Raw genomic sequence first — 15171 nt, forward strand, 5'->3', positions numbered from 1 at the left:
GATAGAGTTTCCCCTATACACCCTTAGCAGGGGTGCGCCTTCAGCCACTCGGCCATCTCTCCGCGCTACGTTGCGGTGCGTATATTAATGTCTTGGGAAAATATGTCAAACATTTTTTCCCGCTTAAAAGTTTGTTTGCCGACCTTTTAAGCAATTTGAACAATTAATAACGAATACGGGCAAAAATCACTCAGTAAAACAAATAAAACAATTATTTAGCGCAACAGAATTATTGATCATCATCCTGGCTATAGCTGCCTGGTGTACCTTTTTCTGCCTGAATTCGCATATAGATTTCTTCACGGTGTACAGAGACTTCTTTTGGTGCATTCACACCAATCCGAACCTGATTACCTTTTACACCTAACACAGTGACAGTCACTTCATCACCGATCATTAAGGTTTCACCAACACGACGGGTTAAAATAAGCATTCGCTTGCTCCTATCCTTTTAAAAATTCCAGCTGTACTGAATGACGCTTGGTCTGACTGCCGTCGCGTCCTTGTTCCAATCATAACTCAGGCTTCAAATTTATGAAAATCCTGGGATTAATTCTCTGTGGTGACTAAAGCCTGATGCAGCGCCCTGGCAACTTTCTCCAGCAACTCGGCGGCGATCAACACTGAAAAACGACTTTCTGAATTACTCATCAGCCAAATTTGCACATTCATGTCATGCAATATGCTGAATATTTTGGCCAATAACATTGGATCGGATTTGATTCCAACCCCTACGACCGACAGTTTAGCAAGGTTCTGCTGCGGATGATGCAGAGAAACCATACTATTTTCTGTTATTTTCTGCACAGCATCAGTCACTTGGCTTAAATCTGCCGTGGCAAGACTAAAACTCAGGGTCAGCTGCTGTGGCCATTCACCGTCCTGCTGCAGCATATCGGTTTCGATATTCAGCTCAGCCAGACTGTGCATCACCTGCTGCAATTGGCTGGTGCTCAGTTGCTGCAACTTTAATAAAGTCACGCCCGTCTGGCCGGCAATGCCGGAAATTGTCGGCAACACCATTAAATCGTCCTCATAGGTAATCAAAGTACCGGCGTCGGGTTTAAAGGTGGATAACACCCGAAGCGGCACCCTGTGCAACGCTGCGTACTCCACAGACCTTGAATGCAGCACTTTGGCGCCAACACTGGCAAGCTCCAGCATATGGCTGCAGGGCATCAGGCTGAGCCTTTTGGCGTCGGCACAAATACGCGGGTCTATGCTGTAAACGCCATCCACATCGGTATAGATCTGACACTCATCAGCTTTTAACGCCGCGGCCAGAGCAACTGCCGAGGTATCAGAACCACCCCGGCCCAAAGTGGTCACATTCCCTTCAAAGTCACGCCCCTGAAAACCGGCGGCAACCACAATATGACCCTGCTCCAGCTCCTGTAATAACCGCTGATTGTCTACCGAGGTAATACGGGCTTTGCCAAATTTATTATCGGTGTGAATACAAATTTGATCGGCCAACAAAGATACGGCGGGATATCCCCTTTTGATCAATGCCATAGCGAGCAAAGCAATAGTGACCTGCTCGCCTGTGGCAGCCAGTACATCCAGTTCACGGCTTGCTGCCTTGGGGTCAATTTGCTGGGCAAGCCCCAGCAGACGATTGGTTTCGCCTGCCATAGCCGACACCACAGCAACTACCTTATGGCCAGCCTGAATGGTGCGGATAATCAGCTCCGCCACCCTTTCAATTCGCTCGGTGGAACCTACTGAGGTGCCACCGAATTTTTGTACCAATAATGCCACGCTGTTACAGCTTCGCGCTTAAATAGCCGGTTGCAGCAGCCAACACACCAGGTAAGGCTGCCACATTGGTACCACCGGCCTGGGCTAAATCTGGTTTGCCACCGCCTTTACCACCCACTTGCTCTGCCGCCCAGCTAATTAAAGCACCGGCCTGCACTTTGTCGGTTAAGTCTTTGGTGACACCGGCAATTAAACTCACTTTATCATCCGCTGCTGTAGCCAGCAGAATCACACCTGAGCCTAATTTCACTTTCAGCTCATCGACCATAGTGCGGAAAGCTTTGGCATCGGCACCTGGTAAATCAGCAATCAGCACTTTCACGCCGTTGATCTGCACTACTTTATCAAGCAGAGACGCGCCGGCAGCACTGGCCATTTTGGCTTTGGCATGTTCCAGTTCTTTTTCCAGTGTTTTGCTCTTATCCAGCGCCTGAGTGACACGCTCGGCAATGCTCATCACATCCCCTTTAAGCATTGACGCCACCAGCTGCGCTTGTTGCTCCAGCTTATGTAAATGAGCAATAGCCCCTTCACCTGTCACAGCTTCAATACGGCGTACACCTGCCGCTATGCCGCTTTCCACCACAATTTTAAACAGGCCAATATCACCGGTGCGGGCTACATGGGTACCACCACAAAGTTCGGTAGAGAAAGCGCCCATCGACAATACGCGCACGTCGTCATCGTATTTTTCACCAAACAGCGCCATAGCACCAGCCGCTTTGGCCGCTTCTAAATTCATCAGACGGGTGCTGACTTCGTGGTTTTGCTGAATTTGCTGGTTCACCAGCACTTCCAGAGCTCGGATTTCGTCGGCTTTCACCGCTTCAAAATGCGAGAAGTCAAAACGTAAGCGCTCAGGCCCAACTAATGAACCTTTTTGTGTGACGTGTTCGCCCAGCACCTGACGCAGAGCAGCGTGTAACAAGTGGGTTGCCGAGTGGTTTTTCTTAATAGCGTCACGGCGTGCGCTGTCGATCACGGCTTCCACCCGATCGTTTAACTGTAAAGTACCGGCCAGTGTGCCTTTGTGCGCAAAAGCTTTGCCCACTTTGATGGTATCAACAACGGTAAATACACTACCATCCGCCAGCTTTAACACACCGCTGTCACCGATCTGGCCGCCAGACTCGGCATAAAATGGTGTTTGATCCAGCACAATCAGCGCTTGCTGACCGTCAATTAATGAAGTCACAGCTTCACCGTCGCGCAGAATTTCGACCACTTTGGCATTGCCATGTTCTTCGCTGTAACCGGTAAATTCGGTGACATTTGTTGAAGTTAACGCCTGATTGTAATCAGCACCAAAGTTTGACGCTTGCTGTGCACGTTTACGCTGCGCTTCCATTGCCGCTTCAAAACCAGCCTGATCCACAGTAAAACCACGTTCGCGCGCTACATCAGACGTTAAATCGATTGGGAAACCATAAGTGTCGTACAGCTTAAAGGCCACTTCACCAGGAATGACAGTGCTGCCTGCTAAATTCGCCAGCGCGTCGTTGAGCAATAACAAACCACGTTCCAGTGTTTTGCCAAACTGCTCTTCTTCCATCCGCAGCACTTTTTCAATCATGGCTTGTTTTTCAATGAGCTCCGGATAGGCTTCACCCATCTGCACTGCAAGTTCAGCGACGAGCTTACTGAAAAATACCCCTTTGGCGCCCAGCTGATTACCGTGACGCACAGCACGGCGGATAATACGGCGCAGCACATAACCACGGCCTTCGTTTGACGGCATCACACCATCAGCCACCAGGAAAGAACAAGAGCGGATATGGTCGGCAATCACACGCAGCGATTTATTATCCAAATCTGTGGTGCCGGTAATAGCAGCAGCAGCTTTGATCAGGCCCTGGAAGGTGTCAATTTCATAGTTGCTGTGTACGTTTTGCAAAATAGCAGCAATACGTTCCAGACCCATGCCGGTGTCCACGCTTGGTTTTGGCAGCGGTTCCATCCGGCCATCGGCGTGGCGGTTAAACTGCATAAACACGTTGTTCCAGATTTCGATAAAACGGTCACCGTCTTCTTCCGGTGAACCCGGTGGGCCGCCCCAGATATGGTCGCCGTGGTCATAAAAAATCTCGGTGCAAGGGCCACAAGGACCTGTATCCCCCATAGCCCAGAAGTTATCTGACGCATAAGGCGCACCTTTGTTATCGCCAATCCGGATAGCACGTTCGACCGGCACACCAATTTCTTTGGTCCAGATATCAAAAGCTTCGTCGTCTGTGGCATACACAGTGATCCACAGTTTTTCTTTGGGTAATTTCACCACTTCGGTTAAAAATTCCCAGGCAAAAGCAATGGCTTCACGCTTGAAATAATCGCCAAAGCTGAAGTTACCGAGCATTTCAAAAAAGGTGTGGTGACGGGCGGTATAACCGACGTTTTCCAGATCGTTATGTTTGCCACCGGCACGCACACAACGCTGCGCTGTCACAGCACGTGTGTAACTGCGTTTATCCTGGCCTAAAAACACGTCTTTAAACTGCACCATACCGGCATTGGTAAAAAGCAGGGTTGGGTCATTGCCCGGGATCAAAGAACTGCTGGCAACCACCTGGTGATCTTTACTGGCAAAATAATCCAGAAATGCGCGTCGAAGTTGCGCTGATGTCATGTACATATGCAAATCCTAACTATCTTTGTAATGTCTGCCCTTTGTCGCTGAACTGATGTTATCAGCTACGCCGGCTTTAATGCGTATTGGATTTGCGCGCCGTTAAAACCACGCCGCTGCAAATACCCCATGCGTTTTTGTTTATCCTGAAAATCTGTTACCGGCTTGTCACCATATTTTTTCTGGTATTGGGCAAGCGCCAGCGCAAACCAATCCACCTCAAGAGATTCAAGGGTCTGCGTTAATAATTCTTTGCTGATGCCCTGCTCTCTTGCTGCCTGCGCCAGATACAACGGGCCATAACCTTTGTTTATTTTTGACCGCACCAGCAGCGCCGCGTAACGCTCGTCACTCTGGTAATTTTCTGCTTTGCACCAGTCCAGCACCTGCTGAATATCGTCGGCCAAAGCGCCTTTTGTCTGCAGTTTTTGTGCAAGCTCCTGTTTGCTGTGGTCGCGCCGGCTTAATAAATCGATGGCGATTTTTTTCAGTTCAGCCAAAGTCGGCGGCGTAATCTGATCAGGCTGCTCAGACTTCAAGATATTCCACCTTGTTGTCTGACGCCGGTGTTAAGGCAAAAAACTCGCTGAACGACAGAAAAAAGCTGATCGACAATAACGGCAACACCAACAGCCAGGTAAAAAACAAAGTTGGAATACCGGTCATCAATAAACCAATCGCCAGCAAACCATAAATGGTCAGCGGCTGCACATTACGCCAGCATGCCAGTAAACTGGCCTGCAAAATCGGAAATAAACGTTTTTCTTTTAAGAAATACGCAATAGCCACCGCATAAGCAAACATCATCATCACTAAACTGAGCAGCATCACAAACACAAACATCAGTCCCAGGTTGTTCACTCCTGCGGCAATGTCGGTGGCCAGTTGCGTTGCCAGCAACGTCAGCGGAATACTCAGCAGCATATTGGCCGCCGCCAGCCGTAAAAATACTGCCCGCACGCTACTGTCTTTGAGCGGTATCCAGAAATCCTGCATCGACACCTGCTGTTGTTGCTGCATCGCCACCACACAACGGTATAAACCTGCGGTTAAAAACGGATTCAGCAAAGCCGCTATCACACCCAGCAGCGGATGTAAGGCGCCCAATAACGAGGTGAAATGGATCAACATCACGGTTTGAATACAAAGCCCCGGATATTTTTTAAAAATCGCCCAGGCCTGTTGCAACCAACGAACCCCAGCCATGGCCGGAGCCCGGCGTACCACCAGTTGCAATTTCATCATTTTCTCCAAAAACAAAACTCCGGCATTTTCCGCTGCACCACAGCACTGATGCCACAACAGAGCAGCCCGCTTTTGCAAAAGCGGCATGGTTGTGTGGCTTAGTTTGAGCGCAGGCAGCGTTATTGCTGGATTTTAAAGCGCCCTATCATACTGCAAAAAGGCCGGAATACCAATGCGGGCCAACAGCCATTTAAAGCCTTGACTCTATGCTGTGCCTGCAAATAAAAATGGCAGCCAAAGCTGCCATTTTTTCATCTGGGCAATAACAGCCCGCTTTAACGCACTATGTCCATTTCTTTAATCAGATTGCTGGCACCATCCACTTTTTCCATTTGCCACAACATATAACGGCTGTCGACATGGATAGAACGGTTCAGCGCCGGATCGTAATCAAAGTTACCGATAATACCTTCAATCACACCGTCGAATAATAAACCAACCAGTTCAGCATTGCCGTTTAAGGTGGGTGAACCTGAGTTACCGCCTGTGGTGTCCACATTCGATAAGAAGTTCACCGGCACTGCGTTAAGCTGCGGATGCAAATAACCGGCAAAATCACCTTTGGCAATAGCCGCCATTTGTTTGGCTGGTGCATCAAAAGGATCCACACCAGTGAATTTTTCACTGATACCTTTGAGGGTTGTGAACGGGCTGTAGCTCACCGCATCTCTTGGCTGATAACCCTGCACTGTACCGTAAGTCACCCTTAAAGTGCTGTTGGCGTCGGCATACACAGGTTTATTCTGGGTTTTGTTAAAGGCAATCACGGCTTCCATCACTTTTGGCCTTGCCACCGCCATTTTGCCCATCCACTCTTTTGTTTTGTTTTCTTCTGCTAAATCAGTTTCATACATCGCAATGGCAAATTTGATCATCGGATCTTCACTGTTCTGGAAGTCTTCCACTGATTTGCCAACCCAGGCTAAACGTTCAACTTCATCAGCCAGGGTTGAAGCGCTGTACATCGCCTGCAGTTTTTCGCGCATCAGCTTTTTGTCAAAGGCGCTGCTGTCCAGGCCAAAAAACTTATCAAAAGCCGCCAGTCGTTGTTTGGCTGGTAACTTGCTGTAATGCTCGAGGAAATGCAGTGCAATTTCCAGATCCACCGCAAGGTCAAAACTGCGTGACATGCGTTTTAAACCGGCTTCAAAACGCTGGGCATCACGCTGCTGATAACCACTTTCACGTTCTGCATCAGGTTTTAACTGCTCGTTGGCATGACGGTATAACCGGCGTGCCGTGCTGAACATCTGGGCATAACCAAAATAGTTCATCACCAAATCACGCTGCTGATTGGCCGCGCCTTCTTCAATCAGTTGCTGCAGGTTTTTTACTGCAGGCGCAAAGCGGGCCTGACGGCTGGTATCAGATTTGATCCAGCGGTTTAACACAGCTTCAAATTCGTCTTTACGCTGCTGTGTACTGCCCTTTTGATAGCTTTGCAGCATACCATCGAAGTTTTTTGCATAGTTGGCCAGATTTGCCAGGATAGCTTCGTATTTAATCCGGCCTTCCGAACCTTCGGCGGTCAGTTGTTTAATCAGTGCAATAGTTTCTTCACGATAGGTTTTTGACAGGGGCAACACTTCAGTAAACTGGTTTTTCACTTCAAAAGCTGTGTTGTAACGGCTGGTGCGGCCAGGGTAACCAATCACCATAACAAAATCATTTTCCTGTACCCCTTTAGCCGACACTTTTAAAAATGACGGTGGCGTAAAAGGCACGTTGTCAGCGTTAAAATCTGCCGGTTTGCCATCTTTGCCCACATAAGCACGATAGAACGAATAATCACCGGTGTGACGTGGCCACATCCAGTTGTCGATGTCACCACCAAACTTACCTACACCACCGGCTGGCGCGTGCACTAAACGCACGTCGCGGATTTCCAGCTGTTTGATCAGGTAATATTCCAGGCCACCGTGAAAACTGTAGACATCACAGCGGTAACCAGGCGTCGCTTCACAGTCGGCCACCAGGCCTTTGCGCAGCTCATCAATTTTGTCAAAACGGTCTTTACCAATCAGTGCCGGCGTCAGTTCCTGATTAATATCGCGGGTAACATTACGTACTTCTTCGGTGACAAATACTTTGGAACCAGGCGCGGCCGGTAATTCTTCAGACAGCGATTTGGCAAGGAAACCATTGGCCAATAAGTTGTTTTGCGCCGTGCTGTTATGCTGAATGCTGCCGTAAGCACAGTGGTGGTTGGTAACTACTAAACCCTGATTCGACACAAAAGAAGCGGTACAACCACCTAAACTAATGACCGCATTCATCGGGAAGCTGGTGAGCTCGGCAATACTTTTGGCATCAATGGCCAAACCTTTGCTTTTTAATACAGTTTCCAGTTCCGGCAGCTGGTGCGGCTGCCACATTCCTTCGTCAGCCACAGCCTTTGCGCCGCACAGCAGCGCCACTGCAAGCATGGTTTTTTTCATCATAAAAGGTTCCTTTGGAAAGACGTCATCGAAGCTATCACAGCGCAGGACTGCAGCCCGCACTGCTGCGGGCAATGGTTGGCATTGTGCGATAATTTTCAAAAATGTACAGCGTCTGAGGCAACAATTTGGCGCCAAGCCTTGATTTTTGTTGAAAAAGCACCAGATCAGCGCTTTGACTTTGACAGAGCGGAGCTTGCTGATGGAAAAACTGCTGGAACGACTGATTTATACGTCACGCTGGATCATGGCACCCATTTATCTGGGGTTAAGTCTGGTATTACTGGCACTTGGCATTAAATTTTTTCAGGAAGTTTTCCATATTCTGCCCAACATTCTTGCCATCAAAGAAGTGGATTTAATTCTGGTGGTGTTGTCACTGATCGATATTGCACTGGTTGGTGGTTTGATTGTGATGGTGATGTTTTCCGGATACGAAAACTTTGTATCGCGTCTGGATATCAACGACAACGACGAAAAACTCAGCTGGCTGGGTAAAGTGGATTCCGCTTCACTGAAAAATAAAGTAGCGGCTTCCATAGTCGCCATTTCGTCCATTCATTTGCTGAAAATTTTTATGGACACCCGCAATATCCCGAACGACAAAATCATGTGGTACCTGCTGATCCACATTACTTTTGTGATGTCGGCTTTTGCTATGGGTTATCTCGACAAAATCATGAAAGTTAAAGAGTAAAAACATGCTGTTGCTTGTGCCTGCCATACATCTGCTATACCCTTTGCTGGAAGTTTGACCAAGGCGCAGCAGATAGCGTCATGACTGGCGCAGAACGAGGTACAAGTTGCAGGGAATCGCATCAGCAAAACTCCATCAGCGCCGGCCATGGCTGGCGCCTGCTTTTTTCATTACCTTCTTCACTTTTATCCTGTTTTTGGTCAGTCCCCCCCTGTTGGCCGAAACCGGCTTACCGCTGTTAAAAAACTACAAACCCAAAGACTATAACGCCGGCAGCCAGAACTGGGCTTTGTTGCAAGACAACAGAGGGCTGATTTATAGCGGTAATAATGCCGGCGTGCTGGAGTATGACGGCGTGTCGTGGCGCACCATCAGAACCGGCAATCAGTCGGTGGTGCGCTCCATGGCACTGGGGCCTGACGGCCGTATTTATATCGGCGCCAAGGCAGAATTGGGCTATCTCAGTGCAGACAGCGATCAGCGGCACTATCATTCCTGGACCGACCGCATTGGCAGGCAATACCGTAATTTCCAGGATGTGCGCCAAACCTTTTACAGCCCTCAAGGTGCTGTATTTGTCGCCCGCCAGCATATTTTTGTGATAAACGATACCGATCTTCAGGTATTTCAAAGCCAGAGTCATTTTCAGCGCGCCTTTTTGGTCGGCAACCGTATTCTGGTGCAGGATGAAGCCCAGGGTTTGCTGGAATTAACGGATAAACAACTGCTGCCAGTACCACAAGCCGCCGCTTTGCGCGGCATGAGCATGCTGCTGGCCGAAGACTGGGGCAATAGTCAGATTTTACTCGGCAGCAGAGCCCATGGCTTTTTTCTGTTGGGACCGGATGGTGTTCAACCCTGGGCAACAGCACTTAACAGCCGTTTAACCTCAGCGCTGATGTACTGCAGCACTTTGCTCAGCAACGGTTTATTGGCTATAGGCACCTCCAGAGATGGCCTGTATTTGCTGAACCGCCAGGGTGAACTGGTCCAGCATCTGAATAAAAAATCCGGTTTGTTTAACGATAATATCCGCGCTGTATATCAGGATCAGCAGCAGGGTTTGTGGCTGGCGCTTGACCATGGTCTGGCACGGGTCGAAGTGTCGGCGGCCATTTCACAATACAATGATGTGCTTGGCCTTAAAGGTAATGTGTTGTCACTGGCACGTCATCAGCAGCAGCTTTATGCTGGCACCAGTCAGGGTTTATTCCTGCTTGAACAAAATAAGCATGAAAGACCAAGGTTTGTGCCTGTGCACGGTATTTTGCAACAAACCTGGAATTTACTCAGCCTTGCACCGCAACAGTTAACACAAGCTGCCAGCACTGCACCGGACGCTGCGGAGTTAATAGCCGCCAGTAATGAAGGCATTTTTAGCCTGCACGGCAATAGCAGCAGGCTGTTATTTAAACCGCCGCTGCCGGCCAAAGTGTTGACGCGTTCTGTGACCGATCCGAACCGGGTCTGGCTTGGACTGCAAAATGGCCTTGCCAGCATGTATCAACAGCAAGGGCAATGGCTGTTTGAAGGTCTGGTTCCTCAGGTCAGCGGCACCATCAATACGGTGATAGAAACGCCGGAGGGTGAACTTTGGCTTGGCACTCTTGGGCATGGCCTCTACCGGCTGCAGCCTAAAGCAGCTCCGGGTTTTGCCAATCCCCCCCTGAATAAAGGGGCAGTACTACCACAGATTGCAACACCGAACACAGAAGTAGAGAGCAAGGTGAACAGATCTGAACTTCTGGTCACCCAATTTTTGCAGGAATCCGGTTTACCCAGCAATAACCGCAATGAAGTGTCGCTACATCAGCAAGAATTATTTATCGCCACAGTGGCAGGTTTATACCGCTTTAATAAGCAACTACAGCAGTTCTATCCGGACCCACAGTATCAGCAGCTATTTAAAGAGCAGCCCTGGGTTCGCTCTGCCAGTACTGACAGTCAGCAGCGGTTATGGCTGTTAAGCTGGAATAATCAGACCGGCGAACGCCAGGCTGGCGCTGCAGTGCCAGTGACTGAATCATCCCCAAGCAATAAGGCTGAGTTTTACTGGACCACAGCACCTTTATATCCATTAGCTGACACGCCGCTTGATGTGATTTTGATTGACGAGCAGGATGTGATTTGGTTTGGCGGCGCAGAAGGTTTATTCCGGCTCGATACCAGAATGTTACAGCAGCAACAAAATCCCTTGCCCGCCCCATTATTAAGAAGGTTACTGATCAATAATGAGCAACTAATCCAGCCTTTATCAGGCAAAGTGAAGCTTGATGCCGGGCAAAATAACCTGCGGTTTGAATACGCTATTCCGCGTTTTGGCGCTTCCGATAATCTGCAATTCAGGGTTAAACTGGCCGGTTTTAGTGAACAATGGTCTGACTGGAGCAGCGAGAGTTACCGCGACTACACCAACCTGAGTCCGGGTAATTATCAATTCCAACTGCAATATAAAAACGCTTTTGGCGATATCAGCAATGCAGATCATTTTCACTTTAAAATTAAAACCCCCTGGCAACAAAGCTGGTGGGCAAAAAGCCTGGCCCTATTGATTCTACTGGCGCTATTTACCTGGTGGTTCAGATACAGGCTGCAACAGTCGCTGAGAGAACAACAAAGGCTTGCTGCGCTGGTGGCAGAGCGCACAGCCCATCTGGAACAGACGATGACAGAGCTGTCAGAGGCCAAAAGTAAAGCCGAGGCCGCAGTGGTGGCCAAAAGTGAGTTTCTGGCCAATATGAGCCATGAGATCCGCACCCCGATGAACGCCATTATTGGTTTTTCCCAACTGGCGCAAAATACCGAATCTTTTGCCGATCAGCAGCTTTATTTACATAAAATCACCAACTCAGGAAAAATTTTATTAAGCATTATCAATGACATTCTTGATTTTTCCAAAGTAGAAGCCGGTAAACTTGAGCTGGAAAAAGTGCGGTTTAAGCTCAGTGATTTATTGCAGCAAGTGCGGGACTTGTTTATTGAACAAAGCCGGCAAAAAAAACTGGAACTGCAGTTTAGCATCGACCCCAAATTGCCGGATCAGCTGCTTGGTGATCCATTACGACTCAGTCAGGTGCTGATCAACCTGCTTGGTAATGCGGTGAAATTTACCGGCAGTGGTCTGGTCAAGTTAACAGTGGATCAGGAGCTCCGCCCGCCCACAGCGGTGACCGTAGGGCTGGCACAGGCCCCCGCAAACGAAATCTGGTTGCATTTTGCCGTCAGTGATACCGGTATCGGCTTAACCAAACAACAATGTGATCAGCTGTTTCAGGCTTTTAGTCAGGCCGACAGCTCCACCAGCCGCAAGTATGGTGGCACCGGACTGGGTTTAAGTATCGCACAGCGACTGGTCAGGCTGATGGGCGGTTGTATCGAAGTTCAAAGTACTGTCGGTGTTGGCAGCACCTTTAGTTTTGCGGTTTGCTGTTATCAGGCTGAAGCTCAGACCGACCCCAAAGTGACAACAGAAACGCCAAAACCATTATTGCCTAAAGCGGAAAAACAGCGGATTTTATTGGTTGAAGACAATAGTTATAACCAGACGTTAGCGCGTATTATTTTGCAGCATGCTGGTTTTGAGGTGGATATTGCCGACAACGGTGCTATCGCCCTGGAAAAACTGGCGGATACATCTTATCAGTTGATCCTGATGGATGTGCATATGCCGGTAATGGATGGTTACGCAGCAACCCGTGCTATCCGCCAGGATATACGCTGGCAACATTTACCTGTGATTGCACTGACTGCCCATGCTACGGCCGATTTTCATCAGCAATGTCTGGACGCCGGCATGAATGATTTTGTCACTAAACCTATGGATGCTGCGCTGTTACTGGAAAAACTGCAGCGCTGGTTATAAAGAATGTGGCGCAAGAAAGAGCGCCACAGTTAAGGGCAAACTCAGATCTGAAACCGCGGCTTAACGACCGTCTTCGAACCTCAGAGTGGCACTGAGGCTTTCATAAGTGCCGTCTGTGTATAACACCAGCGCTTCCCCTGTGTAAGTCAGCATAGAGCGGGCGGTAAAAGTACAGTGAGTGCCCTGATTTTTGCAGGCTGTGGGTTTATTCCAAATCACCTGGGACACAGTTTTAGTGATATTCACCACGGAAAAACCAGCCGGCGCAGAAGCCTGACCCCAAATCATGGTTTCACAATAGCCAATGTCCTGTACCCCACCGACCTGGCACTGCAGATCCGCTGCCCACAGCGGGCTTGCCATCACACTGAATAACGCAGCAACTACGAATTTTTTCATCTTGCTCTCCTTGATTGATAAAGCCTTATTGGCATCCACCGCGCACCTTACAAGCGCGGGTTGCGAGGTTGATAACAACCTGCACGCTATAACAGCTTGTTCTGCAGCAGATTTGCCAGAAAACTCCCGGGCACCTGACCACTCACTAAGCGAACATCAGCTTGCGCTATCAGACAGCACGGCAACCAGTAGCAAAGTGCAGATATAAGTTATTTATCAAGCAGTTATCAAAGAGTTATCACAAAAATTTTTTAAAAAGTGCCCAGCAACGAAGATTAGCTGTCTGCAGCGAGCAAGTGCGACGAACAGTCAACAACTCAAGTTTAACGACAGCTATTGATCTGTCGCAAAGTGATTGTTTTAAAAAAGAAAGAGAGTGGCAAAAACTTCAGCTACGCTTGGAAGGCTTCTATAAGAAAAGGTAGGACAGACGATGAAAACTTTTAAATTATCAGGAAAACGAAAACTGCTGATCAGCTCAGCAGTTTTCGCCGCACTTTTTTCCCAACCGCTGCTGGCCGACGTAAAACTGAATGGTTTTGCATCTATTCGTGGCACCTCAGTCTCCACCGATGGTGGCCTTGAACCTTTCCCGGGTTTTGAAGAAGGTGAGCTGTCATTTAAACCTGAATCTTTATTTGCCATTCAGGCGCAGGCAGATTTGGGTGAAGGCTTATCTGCCACAGTGCAGCTGTTTGGTGAAGGCCGCAACGATTTTGACATCGAAGCACGCTGGGCTTATCTGAGTTATCAGCTCAACGACAGCCACAGGGTCAGTGCTGGCCGCTTTGCCAACCCGATATTCCACCAGTCTGAATATGAAAAAGTGGGTTACGCCCACAACTTCTCCAGATTGCCCAAAGCTGTGTATATCGACTTTGAATTCAGTACTATTGAGGGTGTTGCACTCGACAGCCAATTTAATCTGGGTGATTACAGCCTGTCCACCAAAGTGCTTTACGGCGGCTGGTCTGGCGAAGCATTCAGCGCTGTGACCAATAACTTTGTTGATTTTGGCCTGGATAATATTTTCAGCGCCAATGCAACTTTGGCCGGTGATTGGTGGCAGTTATTTGGTGGTGTTTTTGCCGCTGAAATTGATGGTGCCAGTATAGACGCCAGCACAGTATTTCCGCTGGCTGCACCGGGCATTGCCATGGCGCAAAATATGGGGGCAACAGGTGCTCAGGTGAATGACTTTAAGTCCCGCATCGGATGGGATGGTAAAGATGCCTTTTATTGGTTCAGCGGTTTTGCCGTTGACTACAACAACTGGCTGCTGGATTTCGAGTATGTTGATTATGTTGTAAAAGACTCCACAGATGCTCTAAACCAATCCTGGTACCTGGCACTTGGCCGGCGCTTTGATAATGTGGTGGTGACACTGCACACCGAAGATTATGCCCAGAAGGCTGATCACGACTTTTTAAATGGTGTGGCACATCCGGTGTTATTGGCCACCGGCAAAGGCATCAACAACGCTTTTGCCCAACGCGAGTTTGATGGGGTTGGCTTGTCGGTGCGTTACGATTTCCACCCAAGTGCGGCCATTAAGCTAGATTATTTTAATGGTTCCGACACCCGCCCTGCCGTTGGCGATTACGAAATTGTGTCCTTTGGTGTAGATCTGGTGTTCTAAGGGGATAACCATGAAAAAAACTTTATGTGTAGCAGCCTTGCTGCTGAGCCAGCTGGCCTTTGCGGAAGTGGCTATCATTGTGCACCCATCCAACAGCAATGCGCTGGATGAAGCCACTGTGGCGAAAATTTTCCTTGGCCGGGAAAAATCTTTTGCAGATGGTAAATCAGTGGTGCCTGTGTCGCTGAGCGAAAGTTCCGCCGCCAGCACCGCCTTTAACGATACTGTGCTGAAAAAATCCTCCAGTCAGCTCAAAGCTTATTGGTCCAAGCTGGTGTTTACCGGCAAAGGCACCCCGCCTAAAGAAATTACCAGTGATGAAGAGATGATTAAACTGGTGGCGACCAATCCGTCGTTAATTGGTTATGTGGATGCCAGTAAAGTGGACGCCTCGGTAAAAGTAGCGCTGAAGTTCTGATCTGCAGCTTACTGCTGCGATCTCGCGGCTAAAAATAAAAAACCACCTCCATAGGAGGTGGCTTTGCAAAAGGCCCCCTAGAAGGGGGC

Annotated in this window: 11 protein-coding genes; 4 read left to right on the forward strand and 7 right to left on the reverse strand. The window is 48.8% G+C overall.

Going from position 1 to position 15171, the window contains the following annotated elements; translation table 11 throughout:
* Positions 1 to 229: 229 nt before the first annotated feature.
* The 6 genes from csrA to V7P87_RS16515 form a co-directional block, all read right to left on the reverse strand.
* Positions 230 to 433, reverse strand: coding sequence for a carbon storage regulator CsrA (gene csrA, locus V7P87_RS16490; protein WP_031568392.1), 204 nt, complete (start codon positions 431 to 433; stop codon positions 230 to 232).
* A 116-nt stretch (positions 434 to 549) separates the two neighbouring features.
* Positions 550 to 1761: an aspartate kinase gene (locus tag V7P87_RS16495; protein WP_333798414.1), complete on the reverse strand. Its 1212-nt coding sequence runs from the start codon at positions 1759 to 1761 to the stop codon at positions 550 to 552.
* Positions 1762 to 1765: 4 nt separating this feature from the next.
* Positions 1766 to 4384: an alanine--tRNA ligase gene (gene alaS, locus V7P87_RS16500; protein WP_442967984.1), complete on the reverse strand. Its 2619-nt coding sequence runs from the start codon at positions 4382 to 4384 to the stop codon at positions 1766 to 1768.
* A gap of 65 nt (positions 4385 to 4449) precedes the next feature.
* Complete coding sequence (locus V7P87_RS16505; RefSeq protein ID WP_333798416.1) at positions 4450 to 4923, reverse strand: regulatory protein RecX; 474 nt, start codon at positions 4921 to 4923, stop codon at positions 4450 to 4452.
* Positions 4913 to 5626, reverse strand: coding sequence for a hypothetical protein (locus V7P87_RS16510; RefSeq protein ID WP_333798417.1), 714 nt, complete (start codon positions 5624 to 5626; stop codon positions 4913 to 4915). The genes V7P87_RS16505 and V7P87_RS16510 overlap by 11 nt, the downstream gene beginning before the upstream one ends.
* A gap of 278 nt (positions 5627 to 5904) precedes the next feature.
* Complete coding sequence (locus V7P87_RS16515; RefSeq protein WP_333798418.1) at positions 5905 to 8067, reverse strand: S46 family peptidase; 2163 nt, start codon at positions 8065 to 8067, stop codon at positions 5905 to 5907.
* A 202-nt stretch (positions 8068 to 8269) separates the two neighbouring features.
* Between V7P87_RS16515 and V7P87_RS16520 the strand changes: the two genes are divergently transcribed.
* On the forward strand, positions 8270 to 8764 hold the full coding sequence (locus tag V7P87_RS16520) for a TIGR00645 family protein (protein ID WP_333798419.1): 495 nt from the start codon (positions 8270 to 8272) through the stop codon (positions 8762 to 8764).
* 106 nt (positions 8765 to 8870) lie between these two features.
* The gene (locus V7P87_RS16525; protein WP_333798420.1) at positions 8871 to 12626 is read left to right on the forward strand and encodes a response regulator; all 3756 of its coding nucleotides are present in this window, start codon (positions 8871 to 8873) and stop codon (positions 12624 to 12626) included.
* Between the two features lie 60 nt (positions 12627 to 12686).
* Here the strand turns inward: V7P87_RS16525 and V7P87_RS16530 are convergent, their stop codons facing one another.
* The gene (locus tag V7P87_RS16530; RefSeq protein WP_333798421.1) at positions 12687 to 13025 is read right to left on the reverse strand and encodes a hypothetical protein; all 339 of its coding nucleotides are present in this window, start codon (positions 13023 to 13025) and stop codon (positions 12687 to 12689) included.
* A 433-nt stretch (positions 13026 to 13458) separates the two neighbouring features.
* Here V7P87_RS16530 and V7P87_RS16535 point away from each other — a divergent pair, with 433 nt between their 5' ends.
* Together V7P87_RS16535 and V7P87_RS16540 are read left to right on the forward strand one after the other, a co-directional pair.
* A complete protein-coding gene (locus V7P87_RS16535; protein ID WP_333798422.1) occupies positions 13459 to 14664 on the forward strand; it encodes a hypothetical protein in 1206 nt (401 codons plus the stop codon).
* 10 nt (positions 14665 to 14674) lie between these two features.
* Positions 14675 to 15082 (forward strand): phosphate ABC transporter substrate-binding protein, encoded by a 408-nt coding sequence (locus V7P87_RS16540; RefSeq protein ID WP_333798423.1) that lies wholly within the window; start codon positions 14675 to 14677, stop codon positions 15080 to 15082.
* Positions 15083 to 15171: the final 89 nt, after the last annotated feature.

It is taken from the genome of Rheinheimera sp. (assembly GCF_036782235.1).
Taxonomy (GTDB): Bacteria; Pseudomonadota; Gammaproteobacteria; order Enterobacterales; family Alteromonadaceae; genus Pararheinheimera.